This is a genomic window from Paraburkholderia pallida (assembly GCF_004524855.1).
Classification (GTDB): domain Bacteria; phylum Pseudomonadota; class Gammaproteobacteria; order Burkholderiales; family Burkholderiaceae; genus Paraburkholderia; species Paraburkholderia oxyphila.
This window is the reverse complement of sequence record NZ_CP038150.1, coordinates 557,361-578,481: the sequence shown is the minus strand read 5'-3', so window position 1 is coordinate 578,481 and position 21,121 is coordinate 557,361. Positions and strand designations below refer to the sequence as shown.

Genomic DNA, 21,121 nt, shown 5'->3' with positions numbered 1-21,121 from the left:
AGTTCAGCGTCATGCGGTCCGCCTTGCTGATGCGTTTATCCGGCTTGTCAGGCCGCTGCGCGAGCGCGTGCGACTTCGCTGGCGGGCGCTTCGGCGCGCTCGCGAGAGAGCTTGAAGTCGAAGTCGATCAGCGCGAACTGGCCGTCGATGCCCACGGCCTTGCCGTCGCCCGGGCCGTGGCGCTTCACTTCGGGCACGAGGCCGTCGCGCGTGGCGAAAGCGAAGTCGTCCCACAGATGCGGGTCGCCGTCGATGTTGATCTGCGTGGTGAGCGTGCGATGACCCGGCGCGCGAACGAAGAAATGGATATGCGCGGGGCGGTGACCGTGGCGCCCGAGCGCGTCCAGCAACTGCTCGGTCTTGCCGGCGGGCGGCACGCTGTAGCCCACGGGCACGATGCTCCGGAAGCTGTAGCTTCCGTCGGCCCCGGTGCGGATCGACGCGCGCAGATGGAAGGGCGGCTGCGTCGCGTCGAAGTGCGAGTAGTTGCCGAGATGATTCGCGTGCCACACCTCGACGAGCGCGCCGGCAACCGGCGCGCCATCCTCGCCCAGCACGCGGCCGCGCATGAGCAGCGTTTCGCCGGGGCTCGTGCCGTTGTCGATGCGCGCATGCCCAGCCGACTCTGGTGCGCCCGCCACATAGAGCGGCCCTTCGATCGTGCGCGGCGTGCCGCCTTCGAGCCCGAGCTTCGCCTCCGCTTCGTCGAGGCGCACGTCGAGAAAATGCTCGAAGCCGAGTCCCGCCGCAATGAGGCCCAGCTCCGGCCCCGCCGCGGCGAGATAGTTGAGGGCGGTCCAGAATTCGTCGGGCGTCACGTCGAAGTCTTCGATCGTGTAGAACAGGTCGCGCACGATGCGATCAACGATCGATTTGGTCCGTGCCTGTGGCTCGCCCGTGGTGGGCGCGCTGATTTTGGCGAGCAGGGCGTCGATGGCCTGATGATTCATGATGTCGTCTCCTGATAGTGGGGGGCGGGTTCTGTGATCAGATCGATTTGAAAAGCGGGCTTCGCGCGGCGGCCTGCTCGCCGTCCGCATGCGTGAGGAACTTCTCGGTATAGATGTCGCGTTCGAAAAGCTGGCCCTGCATGAGCGTGCGGATGGCGGCTTCGATCATCGGAGGCGGCCCGCACAAATACGCCTTGTGGCCGCGAAAATCGCCCGAGAAATGCGTTCGCGCCGCGTCGTGCACGTAGCCGCGAAAGCCGTCCCAAGACGAATCGGCGGGCTCGTCGGAAAGCGCGGGCACGTAGCTGAAGTTCCGGTGGGCTTGCTCGAGCTCGCGAAAGAGGTCGTGGTAGTAGAGCTCGGCGCGGCTGCGCGCGCCGTAGAGCAGCGTGATCGGGCGCGACTCGCCTTGCGCGAGCAGGTCGAGCAGCATCGACTTGGGGCTCGAGAGCCCCGAGCCGCCCGCGATGAGGATGATGGGCTGCGGGTCGGAGCGGCGCACGAAGAAGCGGCCGAACGGGCCGGCGAAGCGCAGCGCGTCGCCGGGCTTCAGTTGCTCGTGCAGATACGTCGTGCCTTTGCCGCCCGGCACGATGCGCACGTTGAGCTCGATGCGCGCGCTCGCGCCTTGCTCGCCGGGTTCCCCCGCAAGCGAGAACGCGCGTGGCACGCTTTCCCCCGGAATCTGCACGTTCACGTACTGGCCCGCCTGGAACTCGATGCCGGCGCCTTCGAGCTCCACGAAGATGCCCTTGATGGTCGGGGTGAGATCGACCACTTCAGCAACGCGCCCCACGTGGTCGCGCACCGGGAAGTGGCGCGCGTCGGGGTCCTCGTCGATGTCGGCCTCGATCGTTACATCGGACTGCACGCGCGCGCAGCACGCGAGGCACTTGCCCTCGTCGCGCTCGAAGTCCATCAGCGCGAACGGCGAGGCCTCGCCGTGCTCCACATCGCCGTCCACGACCTGGACTTTGCAGGTCGCGCACAGACCGTGGCAGCACGCGTGCGGCAGCCAGACGCCCGCTCGCAGGCAGGCGTCGAGCATCGTCTGATCCTCTTCGATCTCGATAGTCTGGCCGATGGGCTCGATGGTCAATTGATAGCTCATGATGCTCAGCTCCTTCTGCTTGGCCGGCGGCTAGCTGCACGAGCCGCCGATGCCCGTGAGGCCCGGCGTGCGCAGGCGCAGCACGGCCTTGTGGCCGAGCCCGTTCTCAGCAAGGCTCGCGTCGAAGTCCGGCGCGAAACGCTCGCTGCCGCGATACCACTCGATCGACTCGGCGCGCACCGAGGGCCAGTCGGGATGCGCGCTATACATCGCGGGAATGACGTCGCGCGCGAGCGCGTCGAAGGTCATCGACGGCTGCACGGCGATGCAGTGCGGCGCGCAGAACACCAGGTGATCGTCCCAGCCCACATACAGCAATTGGTTGCCGTGGAAATTCTCGACGCGGTCGCGCATGGGCCCCGCGTAGTCTTCGTGCAATGCGATTACGGCCATGATCTGTCTCCTTCGATAGTCGCCGCTTTTGCGCGGCTCGATGCGGCTTGGACTGACTTTGAATGCCTTCAGGCAGCCCGTGCGGATGGCGTGGCCTCGTCCGTCGCGGTCTCGCCGCCGTGTGCGGGCTTGCCGGTCCAGCGCCGCCAGTTCGCGCAGTCGGGCGAGTCGTCGAACTCGTGACCGTCCGCGCCCGGGGTGATGTGGTAGTAGCGCAGCACTTCGCGCATCGGGTCGAAGTCGCTGGCCGTGGGGTCCACGTCGGGCTCGAAGCAGTTGCCCTGGTGGATCTGGTGCACGGGCAGCCACGCCTGCACGTACTTCTGCGGCTCGTTGTCGAAGATGTCCTTGCAGCCGTCCGAGCAGAAGTGGAACTTGTTGCCCAGGTAGTCGCTCTCGCGGTAGCAGGTCTTCGTCGGATCGTCGGGCTCGGTGAAGGCCATCGGAATCTGGCAGATCTGGCACAGCATCGGCAGCGAGTTGTTGTAGAAGCGCCTGCCTTCCTGCTGCTCGCGGCGCCAGTGTTCGTAACGCGGCCGGTAAAGCTGGTTGAACGTGCGCGGATACTTCTGGGCGAGCCAGTCCATTTCGTCGTCGGAGGGAATCCACGTATGGATGGCCGCTGCGTGCGTGTAGTTGTAGAAGATGCCCCACGCCTGGTGCGAGAGGCGGTCCTTCTCCTTGGCGGCCACGTCGTGATACTTCGGCAGGCGGATGCCGTAGCGTTCGAGGTCATGAAACAGCGCGCCGCCGTTCTGCTCGAAATAGGTTTCCCACGCCTCCTGCCAGGACATGATGCGCTTGGGCAGCATATAGTCCATCATCATCGCCACGAGCGTGAGCAGGCGATAGCCGCGCCAGAACCACTTGTCGATCCACTTCTGGATGATGGGCACATTGCCGGGGTCCTGTTCGAGCAGGAACTTCACCACTTCGAGGCCGAGCGTCATGTGCCGCGATTCGTCCGATTGCGCCGAGAAGCCAAACGTGACCGTCGCCATGTCGCCATTGAACGCCGCCCCCGACATGAACGGCATGAAGAGCAGATTGGTGAGCACATATTCGAAAGAGAACGAGATGGCGGTGACGAACTCGAACGGCCCGGCGCTCATGGCGTCTTCGAAGTACGACTTCGGCACCGAGAGGTACCACACGCGGTCGTGCATGTGCTTGAAGTCGTGAAAGCCGTTGAAGTACTTGTTGTACTGGCTGATGGTGTGCACCTGGGTCTGCGCGTGGCGCAGCTCGTCGATCGCCTGCATCTGGCAGGCAATGCGCGCGCCCGCGCCTCGGAAGTTGCGGCCCGCCAGGGCGAAGCCACGGTGCGCCGCGTACTCGAGCGGGCTCACGCCCGTCAGGAACAGCTTGAGCGCGTTGATATAGCGCGCGTCAGTCACGTTGAACTGGCCGTTGTTCTGCTGGAACGCGTCGATGATCGCGTAGAGCTTGCGCTCCTTTTCGCCCTGATACTTCCAGTAGGCGTCCATCGTGAGGCGGAACGGGTCTTCCCAGCGGTCCCAGTCGTGCACCTTGATGCCTTCGAAGCGGTCGTAGGGGAAGATCGCGTCCATGGGCTGATAGGTGGTTTCCCAGGCAAGGCCGCGCGTGAGCAGCGCATAGTTTTCCTTGATGCTGAGCTTCTTAGGCATGCTTACTGTATTGGTGGCGTTAGTCATGTTCGTGCTCCTCTTTCCTTCTCTCAGTTATTCCACGCGAGGATGAATTCGTCGTCGGTTTCGTCGATGTTGCCGGAGAGCGAGATCAGGTTCAGCTGCAGCTCGCGCAGGTCGAACGCGCGGCCGATGCGCGCCTCGATGGACTCGCGCCGGATCACGAGCCGTCCTTGCGCATCGATCTTCACCATGGCGGGCATGGCGTTCACGACGGCATGCGGGTTGTCTTCGGCGATGGCCTCGATGATCGGGCGCGAATCGTCGTTGGTCTGGAAGGCGATAAAGACGGTATCAGACATGGCTGGCCTCCTTGGCAAGGGCTTCGGTGCGGGCCGTGTCGGCCTGAGCCGCGGTGTCGATGCCGAGCTTCGTCATGCGCGCCGCGAAAGCGGCATCGACTTCGGCGAGAGCCGCATCGCCTTGTGTAGCCCCCAGTGTTTCGCGCGCAATCGGCCGCAACGCTTCGAGCGTGCGCTCGCGCCAGCGCACGACCCATTGCGCGAGTCGCTGGGCGTTGTCGGGCGACTCCGCGGCGGCGGTCTTGAGCGTGGCGTCCACCCAGCGGAGCGTTTCGTCGAACCAGCCGATGGCGAACTCGTTGAGCATGCCGAGGCCGGCGCCGCATTGCGCCGAGAGATGCGCGTCGGCGTGACGGTAGACGAGCGGATAGAGCAAGCCGTCAAGCACGGCGTTTTGTGCAACGAAGGTCTCGAACCAGTCCCGCACGACCATGAGGTCCTCCACGAGCCGGCGCAGCGGCTGCCACACCGGATCGTTTAGCCAGCTTGCCTTGCCTTGCTCCAGCGAGGTGCCCTGGTTGCCGTCGAGCAGCAGGCCCACGCGCGAGAGGTATTGCGCGAGGCCGAGACGGTCCATGCTGTGATACATGGTGGCCTGGGTGATGGCCGTGCCCCAGCCGTAGGCCGTGACATAGCAGTTGTTCGTGTTCGCAGCCCACTCGACATGGCGCAGCGGCACCATCAGCGCGGCAATCGCCTGTTTCTGTTCGTCGGGCAATCCGCTCAGCAACGCGCGGCGCGTGACGAACTCGATGTTCTTCTCCATCATCTCCTGCTGGCGCGAGCGCGCGATCGTGTAGGCGCCATAGTAGTACTGGCGCGGGTCCTTGAACGCGTACCAGTCGCTCATGCGGATTGCCGTGCGGCGCGTGTCGTAGAGCTCGTACTCGGGCTGCCAGAGCGGACGATAGTGGAAGTTCGCCTCGGGCTGCAGATCCAGCGTGGCCTCCTGATAGCGCGACGCGGGCTTGTCGGCGCCCAGGCGGCGCGCGACGTGCGAGAACGTCTGGCGTATCGGCTGCACCGCCGTGGTCTTGATATCGATTTGCATCGTGTGCTCCTCCGTGTAGTTGGGTATCGGGCTCAGCGTCTGACCGGTGCGCTCATTGCGCTCACTGTGAAATGCCAGGCAGTCCGTAGCGCCACTTGAGTTCTTCCGCATCGAGCGCGACGCCGTCTTCTCCGCTCAGATGTTCCACTTCGTGTGTGTGGCAGAAAGCGCGATAGTCGGCTTCGCGCATGACGAGCTCCACGCAGATGCGCGGGTCGCCGATCGAAAAGTCGAACGCCACGAAGCCATCCGCACGGTGCTCCCGCAAGCGCACGTAGCGCTGCGAGACGTCGAACGGCCGCCCCAGTGGTGTTTGCGTTTCGCTCACGGCTTGTCTCCTTGAGTGGGTGTGTGGCTGCGCTGCATCTTTTCGTCTGGCGGGCCGCGTGTGGCTCTCTATACGCAATGTGCGGGCCAGCGCGCTGCGCGAGTGCCGCGCGGAGTCGCGCGATCTCTGAAAAACGCTTTTGCTTCAAGGCTCTGGCGCGAGCAGGCGCGCGAACGCCAATGCGACGCGTGAGCGAGCCGCGATTCGCGATTCGATCAAGTGATCAAAACCGGCGGAAGCAGGGAGCAATTCTGTCGATCAAACGAGCATCGGGAATAACCCGGACGCTCGAGCACGACGCAGCGCGCGCGGATGCCGCTGCACGTGACGAATTGATCCATTCGCGGCGCATCGCCGAGGCAGGGTGTTGCTCATTTGAGCCATTGCGTCAGCGACGTGACGCCGGCGGGATTTCGTCTGACTTGAGCGCAAGCTTGCGCAGCGCCTTGCCGGGCGGGCGTCTGGCGCGGATCGCACGGCGCTGTCCGGCCGTTGCCGCTAGCGGGCCGCAATTGGCACGGTGATTGCGTCATGGGGTGTGCCGGCGAGGTTCAGTGCAAATCATCAAGCACTGTGGCAGGCGCGAAGGAGACGAAGATGGACGGGACAAGGCAGTCGCTGCGGGCCATAGCCGACAAATGGCTCGCCCTGCGGCCGGACACGCTGGTCGAGGTGACGCGCTACGCGCATGGGCGCCAAGGTGAACACGCGAATGGGCGCGGAAACAAGCGGCGCTGCGTCTATATTCGCGCCCTTGGCATGGCGAGCGAGGTGGGGCTCTTCTTCTTTCGCCATGACGACGGCGCGTGGTACATCTTCCCGCCGAGCGACGTGAGCCCTGTAGTGCGGATTTTTGGCGAGGCGGCCTGATCCCGGCGCCGCCGGGTTTCGCCCCGCACCCATGTGCATCGCCGCATTCAAACCCGCAATCCGCGGCTCTTCAACCGGTACACGAGCTGGGCGCGCGTGATCCCCAGCGTGCGAGCCGCCGCGGAGAGATTGCCGTCGGCCTGACGCACGGCGCTCTTGAGCAGCGCGGACTCGATGTCGTCGAGCGAAGTCGGCTCCACGTCGCCGCCGAGCCCCATGAGCAGGCTGTTGACCTTGCGGCTCACGCGGTCCACCTCGGTGCCGGCCTGGCTTTCCATCTGCGCGAGCAGCGAGCCGGAAGGCGAGAGCGCACCGCTCGTATCGAGGCCGAACAGCGAGGACTCGAGGGTCTCCCCGCTAATGAACAGATGCCCGACGTCGATCGCGCCGCCTTCGGGCGCGAGGATCACGCCCCGCTCGACGATGTTCTCCATCTCGCGAATATTGCCCGGCCAGCCGTAGCTCAGCAGCGCATCGATCGCGCGGCTCGTGAAGCCCGTGACGGGCCGTCCGTGCAATTCGCGGTACTTGTGCAGCATGTGATTGAGCAGGACGGGCAGATCCTCGCGCCGCTCGCGCAGCGAAGGCACGCGAATCGGGAACACATTGAGGCGGAAATAGAGGTCTTCGCGAAAGCGCCCGGCGCGTATTTCGTCCTTGAGATCGAGATTGGTCGCGGCCACCACGCGCACGTCGACACGGCGCGTTTGCGTGTCGCCCACGCGCTCGATCTCGCCTTCCTGTAGCGCGCGCAGCAGCTTGCCCTGGGCGGTCGGGCTCAGGATGCCGATCTCGTCGAGAAAGAGCGTGCCGCCATGCGCCCGCTCGAAGCGGCCCGGGCGGCTCTGCGTGGCGTCCGTGAAGCCGCCTTTCTCCACGCCGAACAGCTCCGACTCGACCAACGCCTCGGGTATCGCCGCACAGTTCACGGCCACGAAAGGCCCATCGTTGCGGCGGCTGATCCGGTGCAGTGTGCGTGCGCACACTTCCTTGCCCACGCCGCTCTCGCCGAGAAAGAGCACCGTGGCCTTGGTGTCGGCCACGCGGCGGATCATGTGGCAGACCGCGTTGAAGCCGGGCGACGCGCCCACCATGTTGCTGTCGCCGAACGCCGTGGGCGTCGGGCGCTGGCCGAGATCGGCCACGCCGCCGCGCCGCGCGCTGCCGGCGGAAAGCCCCTGGGTGAACGACTGTGCCTGCAGGAAGCGCAGGTCGTTGGCAGCTTCGTCGCCCCATTCCTCGATCGGCTTGCCGATGATGCGGCAGTGCGGCTGCCCGAGGCCCCGGCACTCGACCTCGCGGTAGAGAATCGGCCGCCCCATGAAGACGCTCGTGTAGCCGCACGCGTAGCCGATCTGCGTCCAGCAGACCGGCTCCACGCCGATGCCGTAAATGCGCACGTGCTCTTCGTCCTCGGAGCAGTTCTTCCAGATGAACTCGCCGTGATAGAGGCCTTTTTCCACGTCGATTTCGACATGCACGGGCTCGACCGCCGTGAGTCCCTCGAGCATGTGCAGCTGCGGGCCCACCGAGAACATGTCCATGATGCTGTTGTCGGGGCGCACGCGTCGCGCGAGCTCCGCGTCGCGCGCGCCGGAGTTGTAGCCCATGCGCGTGAGCAGGCCCCGCGCGGTGTCGATGCCGAGGCTTTCAATCAGCTCACGCCGCAGCGTGCCGATCGACTCCGTGTGCAGCAGCACCATGCGCTGGTCGTCGAGCCAGATGCGTCCGTCACCGGGCGAAAAACGCAGCCGCGACATCAGGTCCGCGATATCGGGGTAACGCACGCTATCCACGCGCGCGCCCTTGGGCGTGACCAGCTTCATCGGATCGCCCTGCGCGTGTGCTCTTTTCTCTGTATCCACCATTCCGTTTCGCTCTCCCGTGCCATGCCGAATGCGCGCATTCCCTTTGCATAGTGCACTGCCTCAGTGGCGCCTTGTCTTTACGGATATTCCCCGATGCTGTTTTGAGCGACTGGAAATCGCGAAAATCGCGTGAAATTCGCTCATTTCGACACATTCGGGGCTCGCATGCCGGTTTGCCACGCCGGGGAATATCGATGTGTCAAACGCTCGTTTTGCCTGCGTGGCGTTCGTTGTTAGATTGCAGGCTGAGTCGCGCTCATGCGAGCTCCGGATAGCCGAGCGCGCGGGCCTCGTCGGCGCATAGCTGGATGGCGGCGTAATCGGCGCTCGCAAGGCGCACGAAGCCGCGCAGGCGCAGCGCCTTCGCGCGCGCCGCATCGGCGGCGCAGGCAAGGTCGAGCGCGTCGCGCAGGCGTGTTGCGTCCCCGGCGGGCAGCGCACGCGAAGCGACGAAGGGCAGGCCGGGCGCGAGCGCCGTTGCGCCGATCATGCGCACGTCGCGCAGCAGCTCGGGCAGGGCGTCGCGCACGTAGGCGAGCGTCACGCAGTCGATCGCGGCCACGTCGGCCTCGCCCGCGCCGAGCGCGCGCAAGGCGTTCAGATGCGAGCCCACCCACGCGACCGAGGAGAAGAAGCGGCCCTCGCGCGCATACGGCGCCACGGCGTGGCGCAGCGCATTCATGCCGCTGTGCGAATCGCGGCCGTTACAGGCGGCGCGCAAGCCGCGGCAGTCGGCGAGCGTGACGGCGCCCTGCGATGCGGCGTGCGCCGAGACCACGAGCGTGCTGCGGTAATGCGCGCCTTCGCAGCCTTCGGCGTCGAAGGCCGGCGTCGCGAGCAGTTGCACGGCGTCCGCGAGGCCGAGCACGCGATACGGGAAGCCGCAAGTCTGCGAGAGCAGCAGATCGGGGCGGCGCCAAAGCGCGAGCAGGTCGTCGCCGGGCGCATCGAGCACGGCCACGTCGCGCGGGCCGCCGGCCTGCGCAAAGATTTCGAGGGCGTCCTGCAGCAGGGCGCGCCAGAGCGCGCCGTGGTGCGGCGTCACGTTGTACATCGGCAGGGCGGCGATCCAGTGGCTCATCGTGCAAGTGTAGGCAATTGCGGGCCACTGTGCCGGCTAATGAATTGAATCAGGCAAACCATGGCTGAATATTTCGACGCGGAGCATGCGCGGGAGGTCGCCGCGCTCGAGGCGAGCCTGACCGCTCGCACCGAATGGCCGACCTGGCTGCTGATCGCCGCCGTCTATGGCGGCTGGGCCGCCACCGTGCTGCTCGTGCGCGCCCATACGCTCTCGCTGGGTGCCGCCACGCCGCTCCTCGTCGTGCTGTGCACCTTGCACATGTCGATGCAGCACGAGCTGCTGCATGGCCATCCCACGCGCTTCGCAGCCCTGAATAAATTGCTGGGCTACCCGCCGCTGGCCATCTGGTTCCCCTACACGCTCTATCGCGACACCCATCTCGAACATCATCGCGACGAGGCGCTCACGCTGCCCGGGCTCGATCCGGAGAGCAACTACGTGCCCGCCGCGCGCTGGCGCCGCTGGCCCGCATGGCGCCGCGCCTTGTGGCACGCGCGCAAGCGCTTCGTCGGCAGGATGGTGGTGGGGCCGCCCATGAGCGCCGCCGCCGTGCTCGCGGCGGCGTGGCGCGCGCTGCGCGAGCGCGACCGCCGCTACGCGCCGATGTGGCTGGCGCATCTGCTGTGCGTTGCCGCATTGCTCGCGGCGCTCGACCGGTGGGCCGGCGTGCCGTGGTGGTACTACCTGCTCGCCGTGAGCTGGCCCGCGCTGTCGCTCGCGACCATCCGCTCGCTCTACGAGCATCGCGCGGCGCCCGATCCGAAGGCGCGCATCGTCATCAACGAGGCGGGCTTCGTCATGCGGCTCCTGTTCCTCAACAACAACTATCACCTCGTGCACCACGACTTGCCCTCGCTCGCCTGGTATTGCCTGCCCGGCGCGTACCGGCTGCGCCGCGACGCCTATGCGGTCAAAAGTGGACATTTCGTGATTCGTGGCGGCTACCGCGAGCTGTTGCGCCTCTACGCGTGGCGCGCCACGGACGCGCCGGTTCATCCGTACTGGCCGCGCGCGAGCGCGAGTGCGGCGGCGGCCCAGCGGGCCGCCGCGCAACGGCCCGCGGCCGGCTGAGCGAAAGCGTGGCGCGAGTCGTCGGCCGATCGCGAAATGCAGCGCATAATGGCACAGGGCTTTGCTCACCGAAGCGCTGGCGGCCACCGCTTTCTTTTCAGTCCGCTTGCGCGAGGCGAGGGAGCGCCTCGACGCGGGGTAGTGCGCCGATCCGCACGGGCCGAGGAGAGGGCATATGGCGACGAAGCAAACAAGAAGCCACGAGCAGGCGGCGCCCAAGCCGATCGCGCTGGCTTTGCAGGGCGGCGGGATGCACGGCGCGTTCACGTGGGGCGTGCTCGACCGGCTGCTCGAAGACGGCAGGCTCTCGATCCAGGGCGTCAGTGCGACCAGCGCCGGGGCCATGAACGGCGCCGTGCTCGCGTACGGGCTGCTCAAGGGCGGCGAGGAGGGCGCGCGGCAGGCGCTGCACGACTTCTGGCACGCGATCTCGCAGTCGGCCGAGCGCTATAACCCGCTGCGCTGGGTGCCCTGGCTCAAGGGCACGCACAGCTTCGGGCTCGACCATTCGCCGCTCTATGCGTTCGCGGACATGATGCTGCGCGTGTTCTCGCCGTACCAGTTCAATCCGCACAACCTCAATCCCTTGCGCGAAGTGCTCGAAAGCCAGGTCGACTTTGCCGCGCTGCGCAAGGCGTGCCCGATCCCGCTCTACGTGTGCGCGACCAACGTGGAGACCGGCAAGATCCGGCTGTTCACGGGCGAGGATGTCTGCGCCGACGCCGTGCTTGCGTCCGCATGCGTGCCGACGCTGTTCCAGGCGGTCATGATCGACGGCGAGCACTACTGGGACGGCGGCTACATGGGCAATCCCGCTATCTATCCGCTGATTTACCATGGCACGACGCGCGATGTGATCATCGTCCATATCAACCCGCTCGTGCGCCGCGGCGTGCCGGTCACGGCCGCCGAGATTCTCAACCGCATCAGCGAGATCAGTTTCAATTCCTCGCTGATGCGCGAAATGCGCGCGATCGCGTTCGTCACCGAGTTGATCCAGCAAGGCAAGGTCGACCGCGACGAGATGAAGGAGATGCTGATTCACTCGATCCGCTCGGACGCCGCGATGTGCGCGCTCAGCGTGTCGAGCAAGTACAACGCCGACTGGAGCTTCCTTTGCGAACTGCGTGACAACGGGCGGCGCGAAGCCGATGCGTGGCTGATGCAGCACTACGCGAATATCGGCCAGCGTTCGAGCATCGACATCCGCAGGGAGTTTCTCTGAGCATCGCGGCGGTGGCGGCCCTCGTGGCCGGCCCGCGCGGAAAGGAGCAGGGATGAACGGGACGCAGGCACGTTTCGTCTCGCTGTGGTCGCGCAACGGCGGCACGCGCGCCGAGGCGGTCTATGCGGATCTTGCGCAATGCTATGGCGAGCCGGTACGCCACTATCACACGTTGCGTCACGTACGCCGCTGCCTGCGCGATTTCGATCTGGCGCGCGACGCGATTCCCCATCCCGATGTCGTGGAGCTTGCGCTGTGGTGCCACGATGTCATTTACGTGCCGGGCGCGCGGGACAACGAGCAACGCAGCGCGGACTGGTTCCGGCACTGGGCCGGCGACGGGATCGCGGCGCGCGAGCGCATTGGCGCGATCATCCTCACGACCCGCCATACCGGCGTGCCGGACGAGCTAGACGAGCGCTACGCGTGCGACATCGACCTTGCGACGCTGGGGGCGCCGCGCAGCCGGTTCCGCGAGAACGGCGCGCGCTTGCGTGCCGAGCGCCCGGATCTCGACGATCTCGCGTACGACCAGCAGGAACGGCGGATTCTGGGCGGCTGGCTTGCGCGGCCGCGCATCTATCAGACCGATTATTTTTATGCGCGCTGCGAAGCGCGCGCGAGAGAGAACCTCGCGTGGCGGGTCGGCTTGCAGGCGCCGCCGTTGTGGCACGGCTAGATGCCCGCCACGGCTCCCGCCAGTCCCGCGATGCTCACGACGGCCACGCAGGCGCACACGAGCCACAGATAGGCGTTGCTCGGCCGATGCGCATCAGGCAGCGCCACGAACGAGAGCGCGACCAGCAGGCCGGCCACGAGCGGCAGCATCACCGCGTTGACGACCTGCACCCCGACGTTCAGCGAAACGAGGTTCGGTGCCAGCCAGACGATGAAAGCGCTGCTTGCCACCGCGGCTGCGTAGATGCCGTAGAACCACGGTGCGCTGGCCGGGCGCTGCTCGAGCGAGCGCTTGTAGCCCGCGACCTCGCCGAGTCCCCACGCGAGCGCCAGCGAGCAGACGATGGCGGCGACCAGCGACGCGCCCAGCACGCCGGCGCCAAACAGCAGCCGTCCGAGTCGCGAGCCGAACGCGGCGGACAGCGCCGTGCTGATGTCGCCCACGCTTTGCACGCCTTGCGTACCGGCCTGATGCCCAAGCGTGGCGGCCGCCGCCACGAGGATGGCGGCGGTCAGCAATTGCGTTAGCACCGCGCCCACGGCCGTTTCGAGCCTGGCAGCCGGATAGTCGCGCGCGCTCAGCTTTCGGTCCGCCACGGCGGCCTGCTGATAGAACACCATCCAGGGGTTGAAGGTCGCGCCAATCAGCGCTGCCGCGAGCCAGAGAAACTCCGGGTGCGTGAGCGGCAAGTCGCGTAACTGCTGTGTGAGCGTGCTGGCATCGGGGTGAGCATGCCAGGCCACCGCGAAAAACGAGAGCTCGAGTGCGCCGATCAGCATCGCGATGCGGTCGACGCGCTTGTGCGACCCCGTGAGCACGACGCCGAGCAGAACGCACACGGCGAGGGGCAGCGTGAGATTGCGCGAGACCCCATACATCTCGCCGACACCGGCGACGCCGGTGAACTCGGTGACGAGCGAGCCGAGCACGGCCACCAGCAGCCCGAACGCGGCGAGCCATGCCCACACGGGCCCAAGGCGCTTGCGGATCAGTTCGCCGTGTCCCTCGCCGGTAAAGATCCCCAGCCGCACGCTGAGGTCCTGAATCATGTAGAGCAGCGGAATTAGCGCGAGCAGCAGCGGCATGAGGCGCACGCCCCAGCGCGCACCGCTTTGCGCCGCCGTGACGACGTTGCCCGCATCGCAGTCGGCGAGCATCACGAGGATGCCGGGTCCCCACAACGCGGTCGATCGTGCCGCGCGGACCAAAGCGCGCCACAGCGATGGCGATACGCACAGGCGTGCGCGCAAGCGGTGGAGCAGGGAAGGGGCGATAGATTGCATCGTGACGAAACAGGTTCGATGAGCAGACACCAAGGCGCGATGCCGCGCCGGAAATGCGCGGCATCGCTGCGGCTTCGCAGGAGAATCAGTGGCCTGCGCTACCGCCGACGTCTTCCAGTTGCCGCATGACGGCATCGAGGTTGAACGACGCCGCCTTGTGGCGAGGCGGGAAGTGCTTGAACTCGTCGATTTCGCTCGCCACAACGGCCTGCATGGCGTAGATCAGATAGGCGTGGGAAATCATCCAGTCATAGTACGTGTTGGAGTTTTCATCCGCACGCTCGAACGGGTCCCGGCGCAGATTGAACATCTTGGGTATGCGCAGCGGGATGAACGGCTCCGACCAGCACTGAAGCCGTGTTGCGCGCTGCTCTCGCAGGACCATCTTCCAGTCCTTCATGCGGATGCCAAGTATGTCGCCGTCGTCGCTGATGTAGAAGAAGCTCTCGCGCGGACTCTTGTCGGTCTGCCCGCTCAGATAAGGCGCGAGGTTGTGGCCGTCAATATGCACCTTGAACGTCTTCTCGCCGGCCTGATAGCCCTGGACCAGCTTCTCCTTGATGTCGGGCACCCCGGCCACGGCCAGTATCGTGGGCAGCCAGTCCTGGTGCGCAACGATGCCGTTGAACACCGAGCCCGCCTTGATCTTGCCGGGCCAGCGCACGAAGGCGGGCACGCGCCAGCCGCCTTCCCAGTTGGTGTTCTTCTCGGAACGGAACGGCGTGATGCCCGCGTCGGGCCAGCTGTTGTAGTGCGGACCATTGTCGGTCGAGTACATGACGAAGGTGTTGTCGGCAATGCCCAGCTCGTCGAGTTTCGCCAGCATTTTGCCGATGTTCTCGTCGTGCGCGACCATCACGTCGTTATAGTCGCCCTGGCCGCTCTTGCCCTTGTGCTTCTCGGCGCAGTGCGTCCGGAAGTGCATGGCCGTGGTGTTGTACCACATGAAGAACGGCTTGTCCTCGCTGTGCGCCTTGTCGATGAACGTGAGCGCGTGAGCGGTGGTCTCCTCGTCGATCGTCTCCATGCGTTTTTTCGTGAGCGGACCGGTGTCCGTGACCTTCTGCCCGCCCTTGCCGTCGGCCCAGCAGTGCAGCACGCCCCGCGGCCCGAAGCGCTTCTTGAACTCGGGGTTCTTCGGGTAGTCCGGATCTTCTGGTTCCTCCTCGGCGTTCAGGTGATAAAGATTGCCGAAGAACTCGTCGAAGCCGTGCATCGTCGGCAGGAACTCGTCCTTGTCTCCGAGGTGGTTCTTGCCGAACTGCCCGGTGGCGTAACCGAGCGGTTTGAGCAACTCCGCGATGGTGGGATCTTCGGCCATCAGGCCAATGTCGGCGCCCGGCATGCCGACCTTCGTGAGACCCGTGCGGATCGGATTCTGGCCGGTGATGAAGGCTGCGCGGCCCGCCGTGCAGCTCTGTTGCGCGTAGTAGTCGGTGAACGCCGCGCCTTCGTTAGCAATGCGATCGATATTGGGTGTGCGGTAGCCCATCTGTCCACGGCTGTTGTAACTGATGTTCCACCACCCGATATCGTCACCCCACAGGATCAGGATATTCGGCAACTTGCTGGCCATGCTATTTCTCCTTCGCTCGGTACTGTTTCATTGATCGGGAGGATTCCCGACAAACTGGCCGATACGTACAGACGACTTCCAAAGCGGCCCCGCTGCTACTCAAATGCGTTTTGGCGTAACGCCCGTGGCTCGAAGCGCTGCATCAGGACTTGCGCCATCGCTTTCAGCCGATTTCAACCGGCCACGGCGGCCGCCCCGCGAACCGTGCTGCCATGGCAGAAGCGGAACTTGCGGCCGCTGCCGCACGAACAGGGGCTGTACGGGTCGCGGCGCTTGTCGTCGGCTTTCATCAGCGGCATGACGTCGGCAGGCGGCCGGCCCGCACTGAATAGCCGGGCCATCTTCTGCATGGCGGGGCGCGTGTGGGTGAAGAACAGTTCGAGCCCGGCGCAAAGATAGTTTTGCCCGGGTTCGCCCTCGCGCGAGAGCGCAAAGCGGTCCTTGGGGCAGCCACCATTGCATAGCGGCCTGACCTCGCAGCGCTGGCACTGCTGCGTGAGCGAATCGCGCTTGGCTTCGCCGAACTCACGCTGTGCGGGCAAGGCCATCAGGGTGCTCATGTGCGTTTCATGAATGTTGCCGAGCTTGTAGCCGGGCTCGACAAAGTGATCGCATGAATAGAGGTCGCCGTTGTATTCGAGCGCCGGGCCCTGGCCGCAGACAGGCGCGTGAATGCACAGCAGATGACGGCCGAACATGGCTTCCAGCGTCACGTCGAATAGCTGCACATAAACGCTGCCGACGTCGTGGCGCACCCATTCCTCGAAGATATCGACGAGGAACTGGCCGTACTGGCGCGGCCCGACCGAGCGTTGCGTCACGATATTGCCGGACTGCGTGTAGAGCACGCGCTGGTGCCCGGGACGTTCCCGCCAGCCGAGGTTGGCGAGTTGTATCGTCTGCTCCGTGGCCCGCTCGATGATGGGAATGAACTGGATCCAGCGCGCGCCCAGCTCGTCGCGGAAGAATTGATAGACGGCGCGGCCGTGGGCCTGGTTCGCCGCGTTGACGGTGCACAGAATATTGAATTCGACGCCGTGCTCGCGCAATAGCCGCCAGCCTCGCATCACGAGATCGAACGTGCCGTTGCCCTGCCGGTCGACGCGATAGGTGTCGTGCAGCTCGCGGGGCCCGTCGACGCTCAGTCCGACGAGAAAATCGTGCTCCTTGAAAAAGGCGCACCATTCGTCGTCGAGCAGCAGCCCATTGGTCTGAAACGTGTGCTTCACAATCTGGCCGGGTTTGCGGTACTTTTCCACGAGCGCGACGGCCTGGCGAAAGAAGTCCACCCGCATCAGCGTCGGCTCGCCGCCTTGCCACGCGACCGTGACCTGCGGGGTGCGATGGGATTCGAGGAGCTGGCGGATATAGGCGTCGAGCGTCGCCTCGGACATCCGGTGACGGTCGTTCGGATAGAGCGCTTCCTTGGAGAGGAAGAAGCAATACTGGCAATCGATATTGCAGGTCGAGCCACTCGGCTTGGCCAGCAGATGAAATCCCGGAGGTGCGTTATCGGCTGGGACAGCAGCGGGCATGAAACCGGCGCTGTTTTGCTCTGCGATACCGTGCAATGCTTTGGAATCCTTCAAGACACTCTCCCCACGCCTGTACGACTGGTGAATTCGCTGCCCCTGCACCGTGTGCGATGCAAGGCTATCACGATGCGGGTATTCGCAACACTCAATACGTTCCTGATTCGACATTCATTTCAATTGGAAAGGTTGCTGTCATTTTTTAATGCAATAACGATATCTTTCGTCGAAAAATTTTTGTGAATCGGATATTGAATTTTTCACCAACACCGGTATCTTTCCCGGGGTGCACATGAACAGATCTGCATGCACATTGAATCGCGATTCAAATGCGGGACGACACATGAGGAGCATGACGTGACGGAAAATGGCACACCGCGCTCGACGAATGAACTGGCAGTCGACCGCACCGACCTTGCGGCCAAACGGACCTTGATGGCCGCTGACCGGACACTCATGGCATGGGTGCGCACTGCGCTTTCCATGATCAGTTTCGGCTTCACGATTTACAAGGTATTGCAGAGCTTCGAAGCGGCTGGCGGGCAGCTTTCTCACCCGCATAGCGCCCGCACCGTGGGTCTTTTTCTCATTGGCATGGGCACCGGCTCGCTCGTGCTGGGTGCGATCGAATATTGGCGTACCCTTGCGGATCTGCGCGATTACCGGGCCGGGAGCGTCTGGCGTCCGACGTTTGTCATTGCGTTGATTCTTGCGGTTTCGGGAGCCTTTCTCTTTGTCAGCGTCGTTGAACGGATCATGTAGCCGCGCGATATCCGTACTCGGTTGGGTGCCGCCTTGCATATCCGTGGAAAGGAGAAGGGAGTGAGCGAATTTTTGATGCGGGTCGTTTCCAACATGCAGGATCGCGTCACCGGACCGCTTCATCTGAGAGTCATCTTTCAGCCCGCGATGGCAACTTTTTTCGCCATTCGTTCGGGCCTTCGCGATGCAAAACTTCACAGGACACCCTATTTCGAGGCGATTGTCACGGGCGCGCGCAGTGAGGCCGAACTGATTCGCAGCGGCTGGCGAAATGTGGGCAAGATCTTCATTCTCGCGATGGTGCTCGATCTTGTATTTCAGATCTTTGCATTTCACAGGATTTACCCAGGTGGAGTCGTGCTGGTTGCGCTAATTCTTGCTCTTGTTCCCTATGTAATCGTCCGCGGGCTAGTTACCAGAATTGCAAGGAAACGCTGAATGTCACAGTTTGTTGATTGAAAGCTTTGGGTCGAGGTGGGGCTCGTCCGGTGGCGGCGAGCAGATGCAATGCTCGATCGGACCCGTTGCCACGTTGCACCTCTTAAAGCTTTGCCTGGTTCCAGCGCGAACGCCATTAGGGAATGAGGCAACGATATTGCCCGAAGGGGCAATGCGATCGCTCGCTCATGTCGAACGAATCCCGGTCTTTGCCCGGATTCGGGTCGGTGGGAGGGGCTGCTGAGGGGGAAGTCGACGTTGCAGGTGCCGTCCGGCGCCGTGGCAAGGCCGGCATACACGGGGCAAATCGCCGTCGTGGGATCAGGAAAGGCGCTCGCACGGGTTAGCCACGGGGCGCGCGCGAATTGCCGCGACCCGCCCGGACCTTACCGGCTTCGAGGCTTGCGCCTGTGAATCCGCCGCGCAGCGGTCCGGTGTCGGCGTTCGGGAGTCCGGCGGCCTTGAACGTGCCGCGCGTGTTCGGCAGCGCATCATTCGCGTTGACGTTCACGCCGCCGGGCGAGACGCTCTCGCCCTGGATGGTGCGGCCCGGCGGCGGGTTGAAGGACGATGCCGGACTCCTTTTCGCTTACCGGCCAAATATCTCCATGGCTCCCGCGTTGAAGCCGTTGACGAAGTCATGCTCGCCCGGACCCGGATTCGCGCGGAACGCCTTCGCTGCTTCGACCAGCACCTCGTCCGTATCCGTGCCGAGCACCGCCATCGTTTCTTCGATGAACGCGTCGAGCGGCATGGCCTGCTCGGCCTCGCGGCTGTTCATGAGGTCCGTGCGGACCCAGGGCGGCGCGATCTCCAGCACGCGCACGCCCGTGTCGCGCAGCATGAAGCGCTGCGAGAGCACGTACGAATGCACGGCCGCCTTGGTCGACGAATACACCGCCGTCAGGGCCAGCGGGACGAAGGCCAGCACCGAGCTCGTATAGGCCACGACGGCGTCGTTGCGCGTCTTGAGATGGTCGATCAGCGCCGACGTCATGCGGATCGGCCCAAGCAGATTGGTGTCGATGGTGGAGACCAGCAGCGCGTCGTCGATGTGGCCGGCCGCGTCGTCGGGCTGCATCACGCCCGCGTTGTTGATCAGCACGTTCAGATCGGGGTGGGCCGCGATCAGTTGCGCCGCGACGCGCTCGATGCTGGCCGGATCGGTGATGTCGAGCTCGACGGCGGCCATGCCGGGATTGGCGGCCACCACCTCGTCGAGATGGCTGCGCCGGCGTCCGCCGATGATGACCTTGTTGCCGCGCTGGTGGAGCGCTTCGGCGAGTGCGCGGCCGATGCCCGAGGTGCCGCCCGTGATGAAGATCGTGTTGCCGCTGAGTTTCATGATCGTACTCCTGAATAAATGGTAGGGATGCGGGTGGTTCAATCAAGCGGAGATCAAGCGGGGAAGCTTTCGCCGAACATCGGCAAGCCGCTCGCCGATTCGGCCTGCGTCGCCTCGTCCTGGAGCACGTCCCAATGCTCGGCGAGCTTGCCGTTTTCGAAGCGCACGACGTCGGCGGCGATCCACGCGGCGGGCCGGCCGTGCCCCGAGAAGCGGCCATGCGCGATCACGTAATCGCCCTCGGCCAGGATCAACTGGTTCTCGTAGCGCAAGCTGGCGGGCAGCGTGCGGACCAGATCGAACAGGCCGTCGCGTCCCGGTGCGATATGCGCGCTGTGCTGAATGTAGCGATCGGACCAGAAGCGCTGCGCGGCGGCGTAGTCGCGCTTGTTGAACAACGTATCGAAGGCCTCCAGCACGAGTGCCTTGTTTTGTTCCGCCGTGGTTTTCGTCATCTTCAATCTCTCTTGAAAGGTTTTCGCAAGGGCGCGCACGCGCGTCCGATGGTGACCGAACCGGCTTTTGCCTGACCACAGGGGCAAAAGCCGGCTATACTCAAGACAATGGTGGTTGACATCGTCATTGCAGGGCATTGTGGTCGTCTGCTTTGGCGATGTCAATGGTGATCAACATTGTATTTTTCGATGACATAGATTGGGCCGGGGCAGGCCGAAAAGAGGGCGATATGGGTGTTTCGAGGGAACAGGCGGCAGAGAACCGGCGCGCGATCGTGGCGGCCGCGGAAAAGCTGTTTCGCGAGCGCGGCGTGGATGCGGTCGGGCTCGCCGAACTGATGAAGGCGGCGGGCTTTACGCAGGGCGGTTTCTACAACCACTTCAAATCGAAGGACGCGCTGGTGGCCGCTGTGATGGACAAGGCGCTGGAAGAGGGCCGCGAAACGATTGCCGGCGTCATCGATCACGCGAGGCAGGCCGGCGCCGACGCGATCGAGCAGCACATACGCACGTATCTGTCCCCCGAGCATCGCGCCGATATCGAGGCGGGTTGCCCTTTGTCCGGTTTCGCGGGCGACGCGCGCCGGCTCGACGACGAGGCGCGCGCCGCCTACGCCCAGGGTCTCGCGATCTATCTCGAGCGGCTCGCCGCGGTGATCGAAGAGCGCGAAGGTAGCCAGTCGGGGACTCAGGCAGCGACCCATGCGGCAGCGCGAGGCGAAGGCAACCGCGGGGAAGCGATCGCGCTGCTCAGCCAGTTGGTGGGCACGCTGGTGCTGTCACGCGCCGTGGTGGACGTGGCCCCGGCGCTGGCCGACGAAATACTCGATGAGGGCCGGCGCCATTTGCTCGACGCGACCGGCGCGCAGCATGGACAAGACGGCGGACAAGACGGCGCACGCCACGGTCAGCAAGCCCGTTCCCGCGCGCGGCGAAGCTGATCGCGCTGTGCTTGCGCAGGCACGCAAGCCGACTCGAAACAGGTTTTACAGACGATTACATCTCTGACGCATCCGGGCGATAACGGCGCTCATACAATCCAGCCATCGAACAGGTTCTCGTGGAGAAGACGATGGCAAAAATACGATCGATCGTTGCGGTGTCCGCGTTTCTGGTGGCTTGCGCCAG

Annotated in this window: 21 protein-coding genes; 7 read left to right on the top strand and 14 right to left on the bottom strand. The window is 64.7% G+C overall.

What is annotated here, in order from left to right; all coding sequences use genetic code 11:
• Positions 1-47: 47 nt before the first annotated feature.
• From catA to E1956_RS29215, 7 genes are all read right to left on the bottom strand, one after another.
• A complete protein-coding gene (gene catA, locus E1956_RS29245) occupies positions 48-950 on the bottom strand; it encodes a catechol 1,2-dioxygenase (RefSeq protein WP_134755790.1) in 903 nt (300 codons plus the stop codon).
• Between the two features lie 37 nt (positions 951-987).
• Positions 988-2,061, bottom strand: coding sequence for an NADH:ubiquinone reductase (Na(+)-transporting) subunit F (locus E1956_RS29240; protein ID WP_134755788.1), 1,074 nt, complete (start codon positions 2,059-2,061; stop codon positions 988-990).
• A gap of 30 nt (positions 2,062-2,091) precedes the next feature.
• Positions 2,092-2,454: a phenol hydroxylase subunit P4 gene (locus E1956_RS29235; protein ID WP_134755786.1), complete on the bottom strand. Its 363-nt coding sequence runs from the start codon at positions 2,452-2,454 to the stop codon at positions 2,092-2,094.
• Positions 2,455-2,522: 68 nt separating this feature from the next.
• A complete protein-coding gene (locus E1956_RS29230; RefSeq protein WP_134755784.1) occupies positions 2,523-4,130 on the bottom strand; it encodes an aromatic/alkene/methane monooxygenase hydroxylase/oxygenase subunit alpha in 1,608 nt (535 codons plus the stop codon).
• Positions 4,131-4,153: 23 nt separating this feature from the next.
• A complete protein-coding gene (locus E1956_RS29225) occupies positions 4,154-4,426 on the bottom strand; it encodes an MmoB/DmpM family protein (protein WP_028220305.1) in 273 nt (90 codons plus the stop codon).
• Positions 4,419-5,477, bottom strand: a complete 1,059-nt coding sequence (locus E1956_RS29220; protein WP_134755782.1) for an aromatic/alkene monooxygenase hydroxylase subunit beta — start codon at positions 5,475-5,477, stop codon at positions 4,419-4,421. Before E1956_RS29220 ends, E1956_RS29225 begins: the two co-directional genes overlap by 8 nt.
• Positions 5,478-5,538: 61 nt before the next feature.
• Entirely contained in the window at positions 5,539-5,805 is a 267-nt protein-coding gene (locus tag E1956_RS29215) for a phenol hydroxylase subunit (RefSeq protein WP_134755780.1), read from the bottom strand.
• 597 nt (positions 5,806-6,402) lie between these two features.
• On the opposite strand from E1956_RS29215, the gene E1956_RS29210 reads away from it, so the two are divergent.
• Positions 6,403-6,675, top strand: a complete 273-nt coding sequence (locus tag E1956_RS29210) for a hypothetical protein (RefSeq protein ID WP_134755778.1) — start codon at positions 6,403-6,405, stop codon at positions 6,673-6,675.
• Between the two features lie 47 nt (positions 6,676-6,722).
• Here the strand turns inward: E1956_RS29210 and E1956_RS29205 are convergent, their stop codons facing one another.
• Positions 6,723-8,543: a sigma-54-dependent Fis family transcriptional regulator gene (locus E1956_RS29205; RefSeq protein ID WP_084688219.1), complete on the bottom strand. Its 1,821-nt coding sequence runs from the start codon at positions 8,541-8,543 to the stop codon at positions 6,723-6,725.
• A 256-nt stretch (positions 8,544-8,799) separates the two neighbouring features.
• On the bottom strand, positions 8,800-9,624 hold the full coding sequence (locus E1956_RS29200) for a phosphate/phosphite/phosphonate ABC transporter substrate-binding protein (RefSeq protein WP_134755776.1): 825 nt from the start codon (positions 9,622-9,624) through the stop codon (positions 8,800-8,802).
• A 60-nt stretch (positions 9,625-9,684) separates the two neighbouring features.
• Between E1956_RS29200 and E1956_RS29195 the strand changes: the two genes are divergently transcribed.
• From E1956_RS29195 to E1956_RS29185, 3 genes are all read left to right on the top strand, one after another.
• On the top strand, positions 9,685-10,698 hold the full coding sequence (locus E1956_RS29195; protein ID WP_134755773.1) for a fatty acid desaturase: 1,014 nt from the start codon (positions 9,685-9,687) through the stop codon (positions 10,696-10,698).
• Positions 10,699-10,873: 175 nt separating this feature from the next.
• On the top strand, positions 10,874-11,923 hold the full coding sequence (locus E1956_RS29190; protein ID WP_134755771.1) for a patatin-like phospholipase family protein: 1,050 nt from the start codon (positions 10,874-10,876) through the stop codon (positions 11,921-11,923).
• A 52-nt stretch (positions 11,924-11,975) separates the two neighbouring features.
• A complete protein-coding gene (locus tag E1956_RS29185; protein ID WP_134755769.1) occupies positions 11,976-12,602 on the top strand; it encodes an HD domain-containing protein in 627 nt (208 codons plus the stop codon).
• Here the strand turns inward: E1956_RS29185 and E1956_RS29180 are convergent.
• From E1956_RS29180 to E1956_RS29170, 3 genes are all read right to left on the bottom strand, one after another.
• Positions 12,599-13,783: an NRAMP family divalent metal transporter gene (locus tag E1956_RS29180; protein ID WP_232072077.1), complete on the bottom strand. Its 1,185-nt coding sequence runs from the start codon at positions 13,781-13,783 to the stop codon at positions 12,599-12,601. The genes E1956_RS29185 and E1956_RS29180 overlap by 4 nt on opposite strands.
• Before the next feature lie 187 nt (positions 13,784-13,970).
• Positions 13,971-15,461: an arylsulfatase gene (locus E1956_RS29175; protein WP_134755765.1), complete on the bottom strand. Its 1,491-nt coding sequence runs from the start codon at positions 15,459-15,461 to the stop codon at positions 13,971-13,973.
• 173 nt (positions 15,462-15,634) lie between these two features.
• Entirely contained in the window at positions 15,635-17,050 is a 1,416-nt protein-coding gene (locus tag E1956_RS29170; RefSeq protein ID WP_232072075.1) for an anaerobic sulfatase maturase, read from the bottom strand.
• 300 nt (positions 17,051-17,350) lie between these two features.
• Between E1956_RS29170 and E1956_RS29165 the strand changes: the two genes are divergently transcribed.
• Both E1956_RS29165 and E1956_RS29160 read left to right on the top strand, forming a co-directional pair.
• Positions 17,351-17,755 carry a YidH family protein gene (locus E1956_RS29165; protein WP_197732958.1) on the top strand — a complete coding sequence of 135 codons (405 nt, stop codon included), beginning with the start codon at positions 17,351-17,353 and terminating at the stop codon, positions 17,753-17,755.
• Positions 17,756-17,815: 60 nt separating this feature from the next.
• Entirely contained in the window at positions 17,816-18,193 is a 378-nt protein-coding gene (locus E1956_RS29160; RefSeq protein WP_134755761.1) for a hypothetical protein, read from the top strand.
• Between the two features lie 589 nt (positions 18,194-18,782).
• On the opposite strand, the gene E1956_RS29155 is transcribed toward E1956_RS29160, so the two are convergent.
• Both E1956_RS29155 and E1956_RS29150 read right to left on the bottom strand, forming a co-directional pair.
• Positions 18,783-19,538 (bottom strand): SDR family oxidoreductase, encoded by a 756-nt coding sequence (locus tag E1956_RS29155; protein ID WP_134755759.1) that lies wholly within the window; start codon positions 19,536-19,538, stop codon positions 18,783-18,785.
• Positions 19,539-19,591: 53 nt separating this feature from the next.
• Positions 19,592-19,993 carry a nuclear transport factor 2 family protein gene (locus tag E1956_RS29150; protein WP_134755757.1) on the bottom strand — a complete coding sequence of 134 codons (402 nt, stop codon included), beginning with the start codon at positions 19,991-19,993 and terminating at the stop codon, positions 19,592-19,594.
• A gap of 230 nt (positions 19,994-20,223) precedes the next feature.
• Between E1956_RS29150 and E1956_RS29145 the strand changes: the two genes are divergently transcribed.
• The gene (locus E1956_RS29145) at positions 20,224-20,934 is read left to right on the top strand and encodes a TetR/AcrR family transcriptional regulator (RefSeq protein ID WP_134755754.1); all 711 of its coding nucleotides are present in this window, start codon (positions 20,224-20,226) and stop codon (positions 20,932-20,934) included.
• The last annotated feature ends 187 nt before the right edge of the window (positions 20,935-21,121 follow it).